General features: G+C 54.4%; 15 protein-coding genes and 2 pseudogenes. 8 read left to right on the plus strand and 9 right to left on the minus strand.

The genetic code is table 11. From position 1 onward, the window contains the following. Nucleotide 1: 1 nt before the first annotated feature. From AC2FH8_RS08940 to AC2FH8_RS08965, 6 genes are all read right to left on the minus strand, one after another. On the minus strand, nt 2-925 hold the full coding sequence (locus AC2FH8_RS08940) for an oligopeptide/dipeptide ABC transporter ATP-binding protein (RefSeq protein ID WP_142636099.1): 924 nt from the start codon (nt 923-925) through the stop codon (nt 2-4). Further along, complete coding sequence (locus AC2FH8_RS08945; protein ID WP_496689440.1) at nt 922-1,902, minus strand: ABC transporter ATP-binding protein; 981 nt, start codon at nt 1,900-1,902, stop codon at nt 922-924. The genes AC2FH8_RS08940 and AC2FH8_RS08945 overlap by 4 nt, the downstream gene beginning before the upstream one ends. Next, complete coding sequence (locus tag AC2FH8_RS08950) at nt 1,899-2,756, minus strand: ABC transporter permease (RefSeq protein ID WP_271948708.1); 858 nt, start codon at nt 2,754-2,756, stop codon at nt 1,899-1,901. The genes AC2FH8_RS08945 and AC2FH8_RS08950 overlap by 4 nt, the downstream gene beginning before the upstream one ends. Before the next feature lie 12 nt (nt 2,757-2,768). Next, nucleotides 2,769-3,707: an ABC transporter permease gene (locus AC2FH8_RS08955; RefSeq protein ID WP_271948705.1), complete on the minus strand. Its 939-nt coding sequence runs from the start codon at nt 3,705-3,707 to the stop codon at nt 2,769-2,771. A gap of 86 nt (nt 3,708-3,793) precedes the next feature. Beyond that, nucleotides 3,794-5,359 (minus strand): ABC transporter substrate-binding protein, encoded by a 1,566-nt coding sequence (locus AC2FH8_RS08960; RefSeq protein ID WP_496689443.1) that lies wholly within the window; start codon nt 5,357-5,359, stop codon nt 3,794-3,796. A 21-nt stretch (nt 5,360-5,380) separates the two neighbouring features. Beyond that, nucleotides 5,381-7,357 carry a CocE/NonD family hydrolase gene (locus AC2FH8_RS08965; protein WP_496689445.1) on the minus strand — a complete coding sequence of 659 codons (1,977 nt, stop codon included), beginning with the start codon at nt 7,355-7,357 and terminating at the stop codon, nt 5,381-5,383. A 128-nt stretch (nt 7,358-7,485) separates the two neighbouring features. Between AC2FH8_RS08965 and AC2FH8_RS08970 the strand changes: the two genes are divergently transcribed. Further along, the gene (locus AC2FH8_RS08970; RefSeq protein WP_496689447.1) at nt 7,486-8,247 is read left to right on the plus strand and encodes a helix-turn-helix transcriptional regulator; all 762 of its coding nucleotides are present in this window, start codon (nt 7,486-7,488) and stop codon (nt 8,245-8,247) included. A 370-nt stretch (nt 8,248-8,617) separates the two neighbouring features. On the opposite strand, the gene AC2FH8_RS08975 is transcribed toward AC2FH8_RS08970, so the two are convergent. Together AC2FH8_RS08975 and AC2FH8_RS08980 are read right to left on the minus strand one after the other, a co-directional pair. Further along, a complete protein-coding gene (locus tag AC2FH8_RS08975; protein WP_496689449.1) occupies nt 8,618-10,444 on the minus strand; it encodes a BCCT family transporter in 1,827 nt (608 codons plus the stop codon). Between the two features lie 485 nt (nt 10,445-10,929). After that, complete coding sequence (locus AC2FH8_RS08980) at nt 10,930-11,085, minus strand: hypothetical protein (RefSeq protein ID WP_281995035.1); 156 nt, start codon at nt 11,083-11,085, stop codon at nt 10,930-10,932. Between the two features lie 87 nt (nt 11,086-11,172). Here AC2FH8_RS08980 and AC2FH8_RS08985 point away from each other — a divergent pair, with 87 nt between their 5' ends. The 4 genes and pseudogenes from AC2FH8_RS08985 to AC2FH8_RS09000 all read left to right on the plus strand — a co-directional run. Further along, nucleotides 11,173-11,931, plus strand: a complete 759-nt coding sequence (locus AC2FH8_RS08985; RefSeq protein ID WP_496689451.1) for an IclR family transcriptional regulator — start codon at nt 11,173-11,175, stop codon at nt 11,929-11,931. An 81-nt stretch (nt 11,932-12,012) separates the two neighbouring features. Continuing rightward, nucleotides 12,013-13,413 (plus strand): selenium-binding protein SBP56-related protein, encoded by a 1,401-nt coding sequence (locus AC2FH8_RS08990; RefSeq protein ID WP_281995033.1) that lies wholly within the window; start codon nt 12,013-12,015, stop codon nt 13,411-13,413. Between the two features lie 3 nt (nt 13,414-13,416). Then, on the plus strand, nt 13,417-14,085 hold the full coding sequence (locus tag AC2FH8_RS08995) for a hypothetical protein (RefSeq protein ID WP_496689454.1): 669 nt from the start codon (nt 13,417-13,419) through the stop codon (nt 14,083-14,085). A gap of 446 nt (nt 14,086-14,531) precedes the next feature. Continuing rightward, nucleotides 14,532-14,708, plus strand: a pseudogene (locus AC2FH8_RS09000) (DDE-type integrase/transposase/recombinase); the annotation flags it as partial. A gap of 41 nt (nt 14,709-14,749) precedes the next feature. On the opposite strand, the gene AC2FH8_RS09005 reads toward AC2FH8_RS09000, so the two are convergent. After that, nucleotides 14,750-15,637 carry a LysR family transcriptional regulator gene (locus AC2FH8_RS09005; RefSeq protein ID WP_271948687.1) on the minus strand — a complete coding sequence of 296 codons (888 nt, stop codon included), beginning with the start codon at nt 15,635-15,637 and terminating at the stop codon, nt 14,750-14,752. A 219-nt stretch (nt 15,638-15,856) separates the two neighbouring features. On the opposite strand from AC2FH8_RS09005, the pseudogene AC2FH8_RS09010 reads away from it, so the two are divergent. From AC2FH8_RS09010 to AC2FH8_RS09020, 3 genes and pseudogenes are all read left to right on the plus strand, one after another. Then, nucleotides 15,857-16,495 (plus strand): annotated as a pseudogene (locus tag AC2FH8_RS09010) (IS6 family transposase); the annotation flags it as partial. Between the two features lie 263 nt (nt 16,496-16,758). Continuing rightward, the gene (locus AC2FH8_RS09015) at nt 16,759-17,556 is read left to right on the plus strand and encodes a GNAT family N-acetyltransferase (protein ID WP_496689456.1); all 798 of its coding nucleotides are present in this window, start codon (nt 16,759-16,761) and stop codon (nt 17,554-17,556) included. A gap of 90 nt (nt 17,557-17,646) precedes the next feature. Beyond that, on the plus strand, nt 17,647-17,796 hold the full coding sequence (locus AC2FH8_RS09020) for a DUF1214 domain-containing protein (RefSeq protein WP_281972998.1): 150 nt from the start codon (nt 17,647-17,649) through the stop codon (nt 17,794-17,796). Nucleotides 17,797-17,863: the final 67 nt, after the last annotated feature.

A 17,863-nucleotide genomic window follows, 5' to 3' on the forward strand; every position in this document is an offset into this window, starting at 1 on the left:
ACTACGACAGCGGGGCCAGACAACGCAGCCCGTGGCCGCCATTTACTTCCCATTCCGGAGTCTGGGTGCAGATATCCTTGGCAAAGGGACAACGCTCGCGGAACTCACAACCGGACGGACGTTTGAGCAAACTGGGGGGCTCACCTTTGAGAGCGATCCGTTCCAACCGCGCATCCGGGTCCGGCTCTGGGTTGGCACTCAGCAGGCAGCGGGTATAGGGATGGCGCGGCTCGTTAAAGATGGCCTCGGTTGTACCTTCTTCAACCAATCGGCCCAAATACATGATGCCCATTCTGTCAGCCACATGGCGTACGACGCTAAGGTTATGCGTGATAATCACCATCGCAAGCCCCAGCCTTTCGCGCAGGTCGTTGAGCAGGTTCAGCAGCTCGCCCTGAACCGACACATCGAGACCTGCAGTGGGCTCATCCGCAAGGATCAATTTGGGTTCCAGTGCCAGTGCACGTGCCACACCCACACGCCGAGCTTGGCCACCAGATAGCTGATAAGGATAGCGGTCCGCGAAATGCGTGGGCAAGTTGACCATTTCCAACAGGCGCTTGGCTTCGGCGTCCATGTCACGGTCCTTCATGCCCTGAATGCGGTAAGGCTCGGTAATCAGACTGCGGATGGTCAGACGCGGCGACAGGCTTCCAACCGGGTCTTGAAACATCATCGCCATGTCTTTGCGCAACGGGCGCATAACACTTTCGGGTGCACCCCGAATTTCCTGACCTTCGAAGGTGACCGAGCCATCTTGCGCAGGTGCTAGCCCGGCAATGGCGCGAATGACCGTGGTTTTACCAGACCCACTTTCACCAACCAGCGCGTAAGTCTCTCCGGGTTCTACGGTAAAGCTGACACCCGCCAGTACATTGACCGGGCCATAGCTGGTATTGAGGTCCACAACGTTCAGCAAGCTCATGATGCGACCTCCCGATGGTTCAGCCAGCACGCAGCGTGATGGCCTTCTTTCAACTGATCCAGTGGCGGCACTTCGGTGGCGCAGCGCGCCATGGCCTGATCACAACGATCCCTGAAAATGCAGCCCCCCGGCAGGTTGGCCAAGTCGGGCACTTCACCGGGAATGGTTGGCAATACACGGGCTCGCTCTTTGATGTGACCGGGGTCGCATTCGATCAGTCGGCGTGTGTAAGGGTGTTTAGGATTGTGAAAAATCTCCCGCACGTCCCCGCTTTCAACAACTGCGCCAGCATACATCACAACAACCCTGTCGCAGAGTTCTGCGATCACGCCCAAATGGTGCGAGATGAACAGGATGGCACAGTGAAACTCGCGCTGCAGCTCTTGCAGGCGCTCAATGATCTGCACCTCCAGTGTCGCATCCAGTGCAGTTGTCGGCTCATCCGCAATCAAAAGATCAGGTTCGGACATCAACGCCATCGCGATGGCGATCCGTTGACGCATCCCGCCAGAGAATTCATGCGGATATTGCGCCAGACGCGCCTCAGGGTCAGGAATGCCAACAGCGCCCAACATTTTGGCCGCGTGCGCCAACTTGTCAGCCTTGGACTGTCTGGATCGGTGCTGAATATCCAGCATCTGCTGACCGATAGTCAGAACCGGGTTGTGCGTTTGCATCGGATCCTGAAAGACGATGGATATATCCGCCCCGCGCAGGTCCCGCATGTGCCGATCAGAAGCTTGCAGCAAATCCTTCCCCTTGAACCTAATTTCTCCTTCACGGAACCGGGTATTGGGCGCGGTCAAACGCAGAATGGATGAAATCAATGTGGATTTACCACAACCGGACTCTCCCACGATGCCAACGATTTCACCTTTGTTGACGTTGAATGTGATGTCCCTCAATGCCCTGAGGTCGCCACGGCCTGTTTCGTAATCGACGCAAAGCTGGTCGATTTCCAGAAGTGTCTCGGTCATCGCTGTTTCCTCAGTTTCGGGTCAACTACATCGCGCAGGCTTTCACCCAGAAACGTGAAGCCAAGCGTTGCCAGAATGATCGGCAGACCTCCGCCAACAACCAACCAAGGAGTTTGGCGGATCAGGGAATAGCCATCCTTAAGCAAAGCACCCCAGCTCGGGGTCGGAGGCTTAACGCCCAGACCCAGGAAGGACAGGCCGGCCTCAAGCGCGATGACTGTAGGGATATCCATTGCCGCCAACACAGCCAGAACGCCAATGATGTTGGGCAGCATATGCACACCCAGAATGCGCGCCATGCTGGCCCCCATCGACCGTTCGGCCAAGATGAATTCGGAATTGCGCAATGTCAGCGTTTGGGTCCGCGCGACACGCCCATAGGTTGGGATCGAGGTCGCCATGACGACAAACACGACCGTCTGCAGACTGGGCCCGATCAGGGCCACAACAGCCAGCGCGAACATCACTGTCGGAAAGGAACGGATGGTATCGAAGAAAAGCATTAGAAGATTATCGAGCCATTTCGGCCCATACCCTGCAATCATGCCCAGTGTCAGGCCAATCGCCATTGCTCCGAACACGGCGGGCAATGCCACCTTGAGCGCAACTTGGCCCCCCGCGATGACCCGCGAAAACGTATCGCGCCCTAACTGATCTGTGCCCAGCAGGTGTGCCATAGACGGTCCCTGCAAGCGGGATTTGATATCCATCGCAATCGGATCATAGGGTACGATCCAATACGCAAAGATTGCGCAGAAAACGATGACACCGACGATGATTAAGCCCATGAGACCAAGCGGGTCGCGCGCAACGCCGACTATGATCTGGCCCATTTCGGAACGAGATTTTTCCATGTGCCTGCCTCCTCAATGAGCCGTGCGCGCGCGTGGATCAAGCAGCGCATTGATCAGATCGGCCAATGCGGTCGACACCACGAACAAAGCTGTTGATACTAGGACAGAGCCCATCACAATCGGGTAGTTTCGGGTCGTAATGCTGTCGATGACCAGTTTGCCCAAACCAGGTCGGGCAAAGACGATTTCAGCGAAAACCGCCGAGCTGAGAAGAAAACCCATCCCAACACCGATCACGGTAACCACGGGCAAAATGGCGATCCGCAGCGCGTACACCATGACCACGCGACGTTCGGCGATACCAAAGGCTCGGGCCGTGCGGACATGGCTTTCACCCATAACCTCCAGCATCGACGCGCGTACCAACCGGGCAATATAGCCAACCCAACTGAGCCCGATGGCAAAGGCGGGCAGGACCAAATGGTCAAGACGGTCAAGGAAGCCTTCCCCGGCACCGATCGCGGGAAACCACTGTAGATGCACTGCAAAAACCAAAAGAGCCAAGAGCGCGACAACAAAGGCCGGAGCGGCCACAAAACTGACAGATATCGCGGCGGCAACTCGGTCGATCAACGTATTGGGATGCGCAGCCGCATAGGCGCCGAGTGCGATGCCCAGCGTAGCTGACCACAGGATCGACGCGAAAATCAGTTCCAATGTGAATGGTAGTTGCTGGAACACGATGTCAGTCACGGAACGACCCGAAAAGACATCGGTTCCTAAGTCACCCTGCAAGAGGTTTCCGTAAAAAATCAAAAGCTGTTTCCAGATTGGCTGGTCCAGCCCCAACGCTACTGTGAGTTGGGCCTGAAGCTCGGGCGTGGCGCGTGGGCCGAGCATGATTTGGACCGGATCGCCTGGCACGGCGCGGATCATCAGGAACATGACGGTGACCGCCACGAACAGGATAAGCAGCGACAGCCCGAAGCGACGGGTTGCGAATTTCAGCATGGCCAACTGGCTCCTTTTGGCTTGATGGCGTTGGTGTTGGTACGGCGAGCGTTACGCACCCGCCGCACCCGGTCGACCTGGGGAGATCAGGTCGCCTTGCCAAAATAGCGAAGCAGGGACAGGCCATCTGGCCGCAGCGCTGGAATGACGCGTGCGCTGTGAATAACCGGTGTCGCCTCGTGAGTGATAAAGCGATAAGCACCGCTTTCTTCCATCAGATCCTGCGCACGCTGATACATTTCTGCTCGCTTTGCGATGTCCGTTTCAGCAGCCGCAGATTCATGGATTTCGTTAAATTCCGGGCTGTTAAACCGTTCCCAGTTCCATTTTCCGATCTGTTCTGGTGTGAACCACGACGTCGCATAATACGGATCAGGCGTCATCGAGAAACGGTTCAGAACAAGCTGTAGGTTCTCATTGTCACCAGACGCCCAGAATGCCCCGGATTCCAGAACGTTAACCTCAACCGTAATTCCGATCTGCGCCAGCGTCGCCTGAATAATCTGTGCAGTTGTTGTAAAGGTCGTCTTGTTCAACGTATCGAGGGTTAGCGTGACATTGGTTTCACCGGATTCCGCGAGCAACTGCGCGGCTTTCTCGAAGTTCGCCTCAGGTGGTACAAGCGAAGATGGCCGATGGCCAGCAAGGCCCGGTGCGATGATGCCGGTAGCCGGTTCAGCAGATCCAAAATATGCTGCCTCCAGGATGCTCGGAACATCCACTGCGTGCTGAATCGCCTGCCGCAGTTTCTGATTTTGCAGCTTCGGATGCTCGACGTTCATGCCCATCCAGACGTAGTAGAGCGAAGGTTTCTCAACCAGCGACCCACCATTGGGAACCCCGGCGCGATACCGCTCAACCGAGCCCAGCGACACGCGAGTTACGTCCAACTCGCCTGCCTCGAACGCAATCTCGGCGGTGTTTTCATCATCGATCGGATAGATCTCGACGGTATCCCAAGCGGGGGCATCCCCTTTCCAGTCAGGGTTGCGCTTTAGAACGGTCTTTTCTTTGGGCGACCAACTGTCTCGCAGATACGGGCCGGATTCCGCAACCGGATCAGCACCGATCCGGCCACCGGCGGCTTCGACCGCTGCCTTCGAGACGATGTTTCCAGTAATATACGGCAGGGCAATCGACCAGATCGGGGCAAACGGGCTGTTCAGAACGATTGTCCCTTCACGGTCTCCTGTCACTTCAACATGGCTGAATGGCCCTAGGTCGGGCTTATTCGGACTGTCGGTCGTGTCTTCCACGATCCGTTCCATGCTGAATTTGACGTCTTCAGCAGTCATCGCGCCAAATCCGTTGGTGAATCCAATATCGTCACGCAATGCGAACTTGATATGGGTCGGGTCAACCTGCTCGATCATAGTTGCCGCATCCATTTGCCAACCCCATTCCTCGCCCGGCTTGTATTGGATCAGCTTGTTGTAGATGGAGGCATGCACTTCTTCTTCAACGACACCAACGGAATGTGCTGGATCCATGTTCTGTGCATCACCATAAGCCCGCACCCGCAGAACACCGTCATCTGCTGCAAACGCGCGGTTCGCCCACCCCATCGGAAGCGCTGTAGCGGCCCCTAGCGCTGTTGCGCCTTTCAGAAACCTCCGGCGACCAACATTGGCCTTTGTCCATTCGATCTTCATAGTATCCTCCCTTAGATTAAGTCAGAGAAGTCCGCGTGGAACGGTTTCGGACCATTCCCTTGTTAGGACTTCGATTTCATGTGCGCCTTCGGTGGCGCGTAGTTTGCGGTAGAGATAGAAATTCTCGGTGTCACAGCTCATGCGGCACTCGGTCGTGATGGCGACCTGCCATTCTTCGCGCTCGAACGAAAAACTCCAAGCGGTCTCGAAATACGCGGTTTTCGGATCATCGGGGTGAATGCGGTAAAGCATGCGTACGTCGCTGCCAACAATCAGATCGTGGTAGGGATCGCGCGTTTTACCATAGTCATCAAACGTCTCCAGAACCACGCAACCGCTTTCCGTCACCGTGCGTTCTGATTGCGCTGAAGGTAAACGCAACTGCTCAGCTGCCAGAACCGGATACGCCTGCGCCGGGCCGGGTTCAGAGGCTTGAATTTCATGCGCAACTTCGCGCACCGGCAGATGCAGAGCACAATTCAGCAAGTGTAAAGTTACCGTGGCCGATTGAGGTGCTGGCCAGACAATCGGCCAATAAGACGTCGACAACGCCAGTCGCAAAACGTGGCCCTCGCGCAAATGGTGCGCACATTCGTTCAGCGTGATTTCAGCCTCGTAGAGCTCACCTGGTTGCAGGACCTGCGGCGTCTCATGACTGTGGTAGTGACACAGGTTCAACGGACGATAGCTGATCCGCTGTGACACACCTTCGGGTGAAACATCACACAGTCGCGCGACAAGCTGGGCAACAGGCTGATCCACTGAAAACTGAAACTTTAGCTTTGCCCGACCCAGCAGCTCGAGCGGTGCTTGCAGCTGCGAGCTGTCAAAACAGACCGATAAGGCATCATCACCGGCCTGATCCCCTGCAAGTTCATTGTCGATACGCATGCCCGCGCAAAAATACCCGCTGTCTTCACCAACATAGCAAGGCGATGCGACAGCGACCGCACCAACCACCGGGTCCCGCGAAAACCCTCCAGGAACCAGATGCCAGACCCGTTCTGAGACATGAGGTGACGGCCATGCCGTCTCTGCAATCCAACGACCTTTCCGAGGACCGTTTTGCGCAGTCGGATTGAAGTGTTCCTGCATGTAAGTCCGATAGGCAGGCAAATCCTCGGCGCCGTTTTGTTGTCCCTTCAGCCAGCGGTCAAACCATCCAACGACTTCGGAATGAAAATCTGCGGGATCAAGCTTTGAGATGTGCGGATAGCGGTGTTCCCACGGCCCAATGATAGCTTTGGTTGGCGCCGTCAGGTTGGCTGCCAAAGCCGGAGGCGAATTGACGTAAGCATCTGCCCAGCCTGTAATCGCCAAGACAGGGGTTTGGATCGCGGTCCAATCCTCGCAAACTGAGCCGTGCTTCCAATATGGGTCGCGCGTCTGATGTCGCAGCCAATCTGCAGAAGAGAATGGGACGTTTTGCAGTCGGGCAAGCCAGTCCTGTCGCCAATCTGCTCGAAGCTCTGGATCTGCTGGGCGCGTCAGATAGGCAAACATCTGACTGCCCCAATTCATGTTGTCACTCAGCAGGCACCCACCCATGAAATGGATGTCATCGGCATATCGATCCACAGTCGAAGCGACACTGACGATGGCTTTCAGTGCAGGTGGTTGCCTGAAGGCCAGCTGCAGACCATTAAACCCGCCCCAAGATATCCCAATCATCCCGACATTGCCGTCACACCAATCCTGCGCGGCAATCCAGGCTATGACTTGCTCACCATCATGCAGTTCCTGTTCCGAGTATTCGTCGTCGAATTGCCCTTCGCTGTCCCCGGTGCCAGCTATGTCGACCCGAATACAGGCATAGCCCGCCTTTGCAAAAACCGTGTGTGTTGTTTCGTCTCTGGGCGCGGTGCCGTCACGTTTGCGATATGGCAGATATTCCAGAATGGCCGGTGTGGGGCCTGTCTCGGGCAACCAGAGGCGCGCCGCAAGCCGTCGCCCATCGGCGAGTGTGATCCATGTGTTTTCGATTGTTTCGATTGGCATCTGAAGCTTGTCTGTTACGATCTGATGCTGAAGAAGAAACCGATTTGCAGATAAATCAAATTGTGCAATCTTATGCGAGTTGACGCAGCTTGCAGTGATATAGCGTCAAAACGCGAAAGGTTTTTCTTGTGCCCGAGTATTTTTCTGCCAACTTACGATCGTTGTGCGCAGAGCATGGAAACATTTCGCAGATTTGCCGCGAAATCGGCGTCAATAGACAGCAATTCAATCGCTATTTGAATGGCTCCAGCCTGCCCTCTGCCCATAACATGCGCCGCATTGCACGTCATTTCGACCTGACCGAAGCACAGCTTTTCGAGGAAACTGCAAGCTTCGAACGAATGCTAAGAGGCGTCCTGCCACAAGTTGGGAAAACGCCCACAGATGCGTTTTTGGAACCCTTCCGGGGGCAACAGAAGAACCTGAGGCGCTACATAGGTTTTTATCATTCCTATTTCTGCACGCCATCTTGGGAAGGAAAAATCTTCTGTTCATTGATCCGCATTCAGGAAGTTGAAGGGCTAATCACGATCCGGTCCCGTGAAATTGCCACGTCTCCAGACAAGAGCATGCATCAGATTTCGCGCTACGCTGGCTTTGTAACTATGCGCGGGAACAGGATATTCGTGACCGAACACGAGCTCGCGCGCGAAGGCAGCGTTTCCAATACAATCTTGTACTCGGCGCATCGCCAGCAACTGAAGTATTTGCGAGGGATGACCATGGGCGTTGCTTGGCGCCCATACCCCCATCCATACGCAGCCAAAACAATCTGGAAACGTCTGCACGAACGCGTAACTGCGCGCGAGGCGATCGCAGCTTGTGGCATTTACCCAATTCAAAGTAATAGGATTGATCCAACTGTCAGAAAGCACCTGACCGAGGTCTGAATCGCCGGATTCACATAAGCGGCAGCACCGTTCTTTAGGTGCCGATTCCAATTCCGATAGCAATTTTTCGTCCAAACTGTACGAGATCAATTCGTACCAGTTCTTCGAGACAGCACTGACAATGCCGCAAGTCTAGCTCGTGCAACGGGTAATGTTCGTCTCTGATTGCAGCGAAGAGGCGGATTATGGCCCAGGCATCACCACCGATCTGGCATACCATGTGCGCGCAGTAGCATTTGTGCTGCTTCTGCAAATATGCTGCCTGTCTGACGTCTGGCACGAAACACTGGTCAGAACTTAACCCACCGCTGCACGAAAACGCCGCCCCCGATCAAAGGGGCGGCGCAAGGTTCGTAACGCTATAGGTTGATTACTCGGCAGCCTGTGTGCTTGCGTCAGCATGCTTGTCACGCTGTCCGTCGCGGTAAAGCGCTTTGGTCAGCGAGACCATCATCAGGGCCATCACCATGGTAAATGGCAATGCACCGATGATCATCGCGTTGCGCAACGCATCCATCGGGTTGTTTTCCCCTGCAGCAAGGATCAGCGCGCCGATCACAGCCGTCAGGATCACCCCCCAGATGATGCGGTGCTTGATGCCGGTCTCCTGGCTGCCGCCGGACATGATGGTGTTCATCACCAGAATGCCCGAGTCAGCTGAGGTCACCAGGAAGGTCATGATCAGGATCACGCACATGACGTTCAGCATGGACAGTAGCCCTCCGTCGATCATGTAGGACAGGGTCACGAACAGCTTGTTGGTGTTCGAGGCACCAATGATCGCGCCTTCTGCGGCACCGGCCAGCTCCAGATCAATCGCGGTGCCACCCAGTACTGTCATCCAGGCGAAGCACACCAGTGCCGGTGCGAAGACACAGCCCAGAATGAACTCACGCACGGAGCGACCTTTGGAGATACGCGCCAGGAACAGGCCCACAAACGGCGAGAACGCAATCCACCAGGCCCAGTAGAACGTGGTCCAGCCAGACTGCCAGCCGAATTGACGGCCCTGCTCGCCCGCTGCATAAGCTGCGGCCAAAGTTGCTTCGTCCAACTCCGCAGCTGCGCCTTCCAGACCGCTCTTGAAGCCGTCAAAGCTGCCCCAGGCATTGGTAGCGCCACCCATCAGGGCGTCCGCATGCGCCTGCGCTTCGGCCGGAAGAGCCGCCGCAAAGGCTTCGGTCGACAACGGACCATATGCACCAAAGCTCAGCGAAAGGAAGTGCAGAAGGTAGTCAACCAGGGCCGTACCATATGTGGTCATGGCAAAGACGAAGGACCCGAAGATCACGAACGTGCCCAACAGGATGATCGACAGGACAAGGTTCAGGTTCGAGAGGTATTTAACACCGCGTCCCACACCCGAAACCGCCGAAATAATCGACAGACCCATGATGACGACCAGACCTGCAATCAGTCCAACTTTGCTTGGCGTCGGAACATCTCCGCCAAAGTCCATGATCCATTCCATGCCGGTGATGGCATAGAAACCGTCGATGAACTGGCTGACGCCAAAACCGATGGTCACGGACACACCCAGGATCGTTGCAACAACGCCCAGAACGTCGACCACATGGCCAAGGAATCCGTTCATCAAACGACCGAACAGCGGGGTCAGAGCCGCACGGATGGTCAGAGGCATGTCACGGGTATAGGCGTAATAGGCCAGCGACAGGCCAGTCACCACATAGATTGCCCAGGCGTGGAAGCCATAGTGCAGGAAGGTATACCGATAGGCCGACTGAACGGATTCGGGATCGTTGCCAGCAACTGCACCGGACACGACCTCGGGGTTTGATCCCCACAGGCCCAGCGGTTCAGCCGTAGCAAAAACCATCAAACCAACACCAAGACCGGCACCAAACATCATCGAGAACCACGAGAAGTTCGAGAACTCGGGCTTTTCGCCAGGTGTTCCCATCACCCGCTTCCCTGTCGACGGCAGGATCGCCACAATCACCAGAAAGATGGCAAACAGGCCGACAATAACAATGTAGAAGCTGTTGAAGATTTCCAGCAGCTTGCCATTCCAGCTACCGAGGGTGCTGTTGGCATTGGCCGGGAAGACAAGCGCCCACAGTACAAGGGCAACCATGATGCCCTTGCTGATCAGCGCAATCGGTACGCTGTAATTCTCATAGAAACCGGCATCCGCCGTTTCTATCTCTAGATCCGTAAATGGTTCAGGTAATGACATAAGGTTCCTCCCAGTTGTCACTTTTTCATTATTTTTCCGCACAGGTTAGTTGGCTTTTTACCATGAACCCGACAGGCCTTTGGTTCGAACACACGTGCCGATTTTCTCATGCAGCGTGGCGGTTAGCGCTACGTCTCCGGTAGCGGCACATTCAAGGATTACCGACGGTTCACATCTGGCAGCCGAGCATTGCTCGCCGACTGAAACGACGCGATCAGGTTCAGAAGTGGTCACGTCTGGCTCCAAATTCGGCAATTCCGATTCAGAGCAGAATGCAGCTACAGGGCGATATCAGTCAAACTCAATTAGCTTTAATTAACTTCAGTAAAGATGAAGTCGGTAACTTTCCTTGCCAGAATTCAACAACCGCATGGATCTACTTAGGTGCATGCATAGGGCAGACACTAATGATCTGAACCGCGCCAACAGGTCGTAATCTTTGAATAGCGTTGGGCCTATCCCGCCCTATCCGACGCGAAACCGGTTCAGTCAATTTCGGCCTCGGCCGGGTTGGTAATAGCTACAGTCCCCGTCGCATAGATCTCTATCAGGGCTTCGCCAGCCTGTGATCCATCTAGCTCCACCTCAATGATCTCAAGGAATTTTTCGGTCTCAATCGCAGCCACCGCCATTGTCCGCATATAGATTTCCCAAAGATTATACTTGCGTTTGGACGAAAGATTCCCATCATTCGATATACAGTCTCGTATTGTGAGAATTTCATTAACATGCACCTAGAACGTCTGATCCAGATACTTGAAATCATCGCAGTCGTCGGACGCCCTGTTTCGGTGGCAGAGGTTCAACGTGCAACCGATCTGCCCAAGCCCACATGTTACCGGCTCATTCAGTCACTTGTTGAACAAAATCTCCTCGACGAACCCTCTGATGACGGAAAATACATCATTGGCGAGCGGATGATCAGGATTGCCTTGCTTGGAAAGTCCGATGCCGATGTCCGACGCTGTGCAGCCCCCCTTATGCGCCTCGCAGCGACAAATTTTAATGAAACGGTTTTTCTTGCGCGCTTTCGCGACAACAAAGTTGAAATCATCCACGTAGAAACACCCGATGATCCCGCTCGTGCCTTCATTCATCCGGGCTTGGGCGTACGTCCCATGCATGCCTGCTCGTGCTCGAAAGCCATTGCCGCCTTTGCGGAACCGGAATTTCGCGAAAGCATCATGTCAGGGAGCCTGAAGGCGTATACTGAACACACCAAGACGACCGAAGATGAGCTACGCCGCGAATTCGAGATAATTAGCGAACGCGGCTTTGCCGATTGTGATCAGGAAATCGACATCGGAATTGCCAGCGTTGCGGCACCGGTATCGATCGGCAACATCGGAGCTACTTTCAGTATTGGTGCGGTTGGCCCCATTCGCCGGTTCCGCACCGAATACCGCATGAAGATCGGCGAGAAATTGAAAGGTTTGTCCAAGAAGGTCAGTGGCGCAATCCAGCTGTGCAACGTGACGGATACATAACGAAACGAACAACTACCGGCCCTTTTGGCCAAAAGGATGACACTGAGAATAGGAAAAATTCAACAAACCGGAGGAAACCAAATGAACCTGAGACCAGATCCAACGTTTCACGCCTCGCCTAAGCTTGCCATGCAGGCACCGGTGGAAAACTACGCCTTCACTGTTATGCTCAGCCCGGACGGATCGCAATCTGATGGCATCGCGGTCATTGACCTCAAACCGGACTCCGACACCTATGGCCAGATCGTACATCAGGTCATTGTCCCCAACAAAGGCGACGAATTTCACCATTTCGGCTGGAACGCCTGTTCGTCATCTCTGTCTCCTCTGACCGGACACGCCTTTCTGGAACGACGTTATCTGATCGTACCTGGAATCCGATCCTCACGTATTTACATCATCGACGTGAAAGACCCGTTGAAGGCCAAGATCCACAAGACGATCGAACCCGAAGAACTATTTGCAAAAACCGGGTATTCGCGCCCGCACACCATCCACTGCGGTCCCGAAGGGATCTATGTTTCCTGCCTTGGAGGTGGCGGCGAAGACGGTACAGACGGACCTCCGGGCATCTTCATTATGGATTGCGAGACGTTCGAAATTATCGGGCAATACGAGATGGATCGCGGCAAGCAGGACAAGCACTATGATTTCTGGTGGAATCTGCCGCAGGACTACATGGTTAGTTCCGAATGGGGTTTGCCGCCGCAGTTTGAAAACGGCGTGGTGCCCGAGGACCTGTTGTCGAACAAGTATGGTCATTCGATCCACTTCTGGGACTTGCGCGCGCGCAAGAATATCCAGACGATGGATTTCGGCGACAATTACCAGATGGCACTGGAAATTCGCCCTGCGCATGACCCGACAAAATCTTATGGTTTCTGTGGTGTCGTGGTGGACACCACCAACCTGCAAGGCGCAATTTTCACATGGTGGCGCGGTGACGACGGCAAATGGCAGTCCAAGAAAACGATCACCATCGACCCGCGCCCCGAAAAGCCAGAGAACCTGCCGCCACTGTTGCAAGGGTTCGAGGCCGTGCCGCCGCTGGTCACCGATATCGACCTGAGCCTAGACGACAAATACCTCTATGTTGCGTGCTGGGGGCTGGGCGAGATGCATCAATACGATGTCAGCGACCCGATGAACCCAAAGCTGACCGGAAAAGTCGAGCTGGGCGGCATCGCCCGCGGCACCAAGCACTCCAACGGCAAGGATTTTGCCTATGGCCCGCAAATGGTAGAAATCAGCCGCGACGGCAAGCGCGTCTACTGGACCAACTCGCTTTATTCCACCTGGGACAACCAGTTCTATCCCGACGACGAAGGCGGACAAATGGTGATGGCCGATGTGGGCGAAAACGGGGGGCTGACGCTGAACAATGACTTTTATGTCGACTTCCCCAAAGGTCTGCGCAGCCACCAAATTCGCCTAGAAGGCGGTGACTGTTCGACCGACAGCTTCTGCTATCCGTCCGTCTAAGAAATGGGCGACATAACAACAATGACAGCCCTTTGGTGGGCTGTCATTTTTTCTGGACTCTACCACGGCATCAACCCCGGCATGGGTTGGCCGTTGGCCGTTTCGGCGGCGTTGATGGAGCGAAAGCACAGCGCCCTGCCAAAAGCGCTGGCAATGCTGGCCACGGGGCATTTCCTCGCGATGATTGGCATCTTGTTGCCGCTCTCACTGATGATGTTCCTTGTTCAGTGGGAAGTTCAAATCCGCGTGGTCGCCGGGCTTTTGGTTATCGCCATGGGCCTCTATCTGCTGATCAACCGAAGACATCCGAAAATTCTGGCGCGCGTGCATCCTGCCCGGTTGGCGCTCTGGTCATTCCTCGCTGCGATGGCGCATGGGGCTGGTTTGATGCTGGTGCCGATTTTTCTGGGCATCTGTGCGATTGGAGCGAACGAAACCGGTCATGCCGCAGCACAAACACTTATGAGCAGCAACGTGACGACTGCGTTTCTTGTTGCAGCAGTACACACGTTGTCGATGACAATTGCTGGCGGCACCATCGCAGTTGTGATCTACCTTTGGCTGGGGCTCAGGTTCCTCTCAAAGACATGGTTCAATCTTGATGTCGTTTGGGCACTCAGCCTCATCGCCGTCGGAGCATTCGGACTCTATGCAGCACTTTTTGGCCATTGAAATCGGTTACCCGACCAAATGCCACCTGTTCACGAGCTGGCAGAAACCAGCAATCCCGGCAGTTAATCTTTCAACGCATCTAGTGGCACCTGAAGCACCGCGTTGCCGGTTTAGTCAGGTGGAATTTCTCCTGCAGGCTCTGCCGCAAACTTTTCAACTTGATTGCCTGGAATAACCCCGACCGGCATGATGCGTGAGTCAATCTGCAAAGCGGATGCTCAACACGCTCTCGTTCAAAGGATGCCATTTTCCAAAGCACATCGTTGTCCACGCAATCTACTTTTACTCACGATACTCAGTGCCTTAACGCGACCTGGAGCAGATATTGGCTGAGCGGGGCGTTGCGGTTGATCATGTGACAATCAGCAGATTGGGTGGTGAAATTCTCGCCCCAAGTCAAGATTGAGACGCACAAATGCAAGCGCCCTAGTGCAGTTTCATGGCGCATGGACAAAACCCATCTCAAAGTGCGCGGCCATTGGATGTATCGGTATCGAGCGGTTGATCGCGACGGCGAAACCCTTGATTTTATGCCGTTTGAAAGCCGCGATACCGCGGCCGTGAAGCAATTCTTCGCGGAGGCATTGGTCAACAAGGACATTCCGTTGCAGATCGTGGTCGACAAAACCGTCCCTCTCGCTGCAAATCTGTTTTCATCCCAAGATCAAACATCTTCTTTAAACTGCTTACGCAACCAGTCCACAAAAATCTCGACCTCTGGTCGTACAGATTTTTTGGAAACAGGTTGCATTAGGAAATGTGCATCCGGATGTGGCAGCGGTTTGCCGGCAAATCGAACGCCCGAGGCGAGCCCATTTTCGGTATTGACCAGTCGCGAGAACACTAGGGCATAGCCACCGCCACTCGCGACAAGTTGCAGCGCCGAAATGGTTGTGTCTACCAGGTATTGCGGGGCGTCTTGCGGCTTGGTGCAGTCATATGCACTCAAGTATCGTTCCCAATGGCCTTCATGGCCCAATATGTGAACAAATGGACCAGACAGCAGATCCTGCACTTGCTTTGCACTGTTCTTCCGGCCTTTGGCGCATATCGGGACGATCGTTTCATCAGAGAGCTTATCGGAGAGTGCGTCGGTCCAGTTGCCACGACCCAAGCGTAGCTCTACGTCGATCTCTTCTAAATTGGTGGTCTCTGTCCAGATATTTGTCACAAGGCGAAGATTTATCGTCGGGTGGTCTTTCTTGAACGACGGAAGACGGGGCGCAAGCCAAAGTGAAGCGGTCGATATCGGCGCCTTGATCGTAACTGTCTTCGTCGCCATCGACCCGAAAAGGTTTGCCGAGGCCATATCGATATCAGCAAGCGCCTGCCGGACAGTTGAGCAATAAGCCTGACCAAGCTCTGTGAGAGACAGATGTCTTGCGCGCCTCACAAATAACTTGTGCTGCAACTGCTGTTCCAATGATCGGATGTGCAGGCTGACGGCAGCCTGCGTCAGCCCCAATTCGACGCTTGCACTGGTAAAATTCAGATGTCGGGCCGCGGCTTCAAAGCTACGCAGCCAGGTTAGACTTATCTGGTTGGACGGCATTTACCACCAAGAAAAATTCGCGTTAGCTCGGTTTATTTATCATTTTTCTTTTATCAGCAAGTTCCCAAATAGGGTCTGGTTTTGTTCTTTCGCTCGAACAGGAGATACGGACATGACTGAAAAAAACAGGATGTGTCGCAAACTCTGGTGTCTAGTTGACGAGCATGCATGATCTGAGGTTTTTACTGGTCGAATAATTTTCGAACAGGTTATTTGAGCATGATCTCGTTAAAGGGCTGTCATTTCCCCAAGGATGCAGTTTTGTACGCTGTTTTCTTCTATCTGCGGTACACGGTGTCCTATCGTGACTTGGAAGAGATCATGGCTGAGCGCGGTGTCCGAGTTGACCATGCCACTTTGAATAGGTGGGTGGTGAAATACTCGCCTATCGTCGCAGCTCGTGCGCTGTCAAAGAAGCGTCCAACGCCGAGTTCATGGCGCATGGACGAAACCTATATTCGTGTTCGCGGCAACTGGATGTACCTCTATCGGGCCGTCGACAAAGCTGGGAATACTCTTGATTTCATGTTGTCTGAGCGCAGGAACCGTCCAGCAGCAGCAAGGTTCTTTGCCAAAGCGCTGTCTTCAAATGGAATCCCGAGCAAGATCGTCATCGACAAAAGCGGCGCCAACGCGGCTGGCATTCGAGTGGTGAACAAAATCCTTAATCGGTTTGGCTGCCCAGCCAAAATCCAAACGGTCAGGTCCAAGTATTTGAATAACCTAATCGAACAGGATCATCGGTTTATCAAGCGTCGTGTACGGCATATGTGTGGGTTCAAATCGTTCAGATCCGCATCAGCTACTTTGGACGGCATCGAGGTCGCCAAAATGATCCGGAAGCGGCAATTCCCCAGCACTACCACGTCGGGCCTTCGGCTGTTTGCCGAGATCGCAGAATTGGTGTGTCCGGTAGTTGACTGCCTATGGTCGTTGCAAAAGTTTGCGACACATCCAGTTCACAATGAGGAACGAACGGCGGCCCTGCGGACATAGCTGCAATTCGCCCTTTCCCAAAATCCTCTTTGTGTCGCAGTCTTGCGCGTGACGTCCGCTTGACGACACGACCCCTATCAAACGATCATCTCAGAACTGTCATGTGGTACTTCAAGGGAGATCTCATGGAAGTATTCGGAAGTGAAGCACAGCGACGCATGTCAACCATGGGCGAGCATCTTATGCAGCTGTTGGGTGATGACCCTCGGTTTTGTAGCCATGGGCGTGGTATACAGATTGCCAACGAGTATAGCGGGGCGTTGGATGATGCCGTCGCAATGGCCCGAATTCTTGGCATCACGGCGATAGAAAGCATACCGCGTGAGGAGGTGGCGACGGCGCGAGAACGAATTGAAAGCGAGGGTTTAAAAACCGACACGATTGCTTGCTATCTTGGCGGTCTGAACTGTGTCGAAGCCGCTCGCCAAGTGGTCGCAACTCATGCTTTGCCCGAGGATTTAACCATACGAGTGATTGATCGCAGCTCTCCACCAGAATGGCTTGAAGCTTTCGCGGAAGTCGCGTTGAGCCATGGTGTTCTACCGCCAATAGGGCCGGTGATGCGCGGATTGTCTCGTCCCGGGTTTGCTATGGTCGTCGTTGATCGATCAGGTGCTCCAGTCGCAACTGCGGGTTCAGTTCTGTGTCATCCCTCCAGCAGTCGGCTGCATAGTCGCGCACAATGGGGGCAACTCTCGACCAAACCTGAACGCATGGGCGAGGGCATTGCAAAAGTCTTGGGGGCGATAGCTCTAATACACTCGCATGAAAAGCTTGGCGCCACAGGGTTCAAGACAGGCATCGCTCCGGGTAACATTCCCTCTGCACGGCTTTGCGAAAGACTTGGCTTGGAGGACAGTGGAAACGACATAGTCGCGATCATTGACCCTCACGTATACTCAGAAGATCGGTTAACCAAGTGACCCATCCGGCTGTCTGTGGTCGCATTGTGTAAGCAATATTACCAAGAGCCTGAGTTGGTCTCTTGAAAAAGCTGTCTGAAGTCAGCGCATATGGGACCAAAAGCCCCAGAAGGTTGGGAGAACAACTGGGCGCAAACCATGCCAGGGCAAAGCTTCAACGTGATGATGCGCCTCTACGGACCGCTCGAGCCTTGGTTCGACAAAACCTGGCGTCCTGGTGATCTGAAATTGGTAGAATAAAGCGACGGCCACGACTATCGGGCGACGCTAATTGTTGGCGTCGCCTGGCATTTTTTTGGTGTCCGCT

The organism is Ruegeria sp. CDSC025 (assembly GCF_059610805.1).

Coding starts and splice junctions, on each gene's coding strand:
- AC2FH8_RS09020 (WP_281972998.1), top strand. CDS start 17,647: ATGGGACCAAAAGCCCCAGAAGGTTGGGAGAACAACTGGGCGCAAACC.
- AC2FH8_RS08980 (WP_281995035.1), bottom strand. CDS start 11,085: ATGCGGACAATGGCGGTGGCTGCGATTGAGACCGAAAAATTCCTTGAG.
- AC2FH8_RS08990 (WP_281995033.1), top strand. CDS start 12,013: ATGAACCTGAGACCAGATCCAACGTTTCACGCCTCGCCTAAGCTTGCC.
- AC2FH8_RS08955 (WP_271948705.1), bottom strand. CDS start 3,707: ATGCTGAAATTCGCAACCCGTCGCTTCGGGCTGTCGCTGCTTATCCTG.
- AC2FH8_RS08985 (WP_496689451.1), top strand. CDS start 11,173: ATGCACCTAGAACGTCTGATCCAGATACTTGAAATCATCGCAGTCGTC.
- AC2FH8_RS08995 (WP_496689454.1), top strand. CDS start 13,417: ATGGGCGACATAACAACAATGACAGCCCTTTGGTGGGCTGTCATTTTT.
- AC2FH8_RS08975 (WP_496689449.1), bottom strand. CDS start 10,444: ATGTCATTACCTGAACCATTTACGGATCTAGAGATAGAAACGGCGGAT.
- AC2FH8_RS08945 (WP_496689440.1), bottom strand. CDS start 1,902: ATGACCGAGACACTTCTGGAAATCGACCAGCTTTGCGTCGATTACGAA.
- AC2FH8_RS08940 (WP_142636099.1), bottom strand. CDS start 925: ATGAGCTTGCTGAACGTTGTGGACCTCAATACCAGCTATGGCCCGGTC.
- AC2FH8_RS09005 (WP_271948687.1), bottom strand. CDS start 15,637: ATGCCGTCCAACCAGATAAGTCTAACCTGGCTGCGTAGCTTTGAAGCC.
- AC2FH8_RS08960 (WP_496689443.1), bottom strand. CDS start 5,359: ATGAAGATCGAATGGACAAAGGCCAATGTTGGTCGCCGGAGGTTTCTG.
- AC2FH8_RS09015 (WP_496689456.1), top strand. CDS start 16,759: ATGGAAGTATTCGGAAGTGAAGCACAGCGACGCATGTCAACCATGGGC.
- AC2FH8_RS08965 (WP_496689445.1), bottom strand. CDS start 7,357: ATGCCAATCGAAACAATCGAAAACACATGGATCACACTCGCCGATGGG.
- AC2FH8_RS08950 (WP_271948708.1), bottom strand. CDS start 2,756: ATGGAAAAATCTCGTTCCGAAATGGGCCAGATCATAGTCGGCGTTGCG.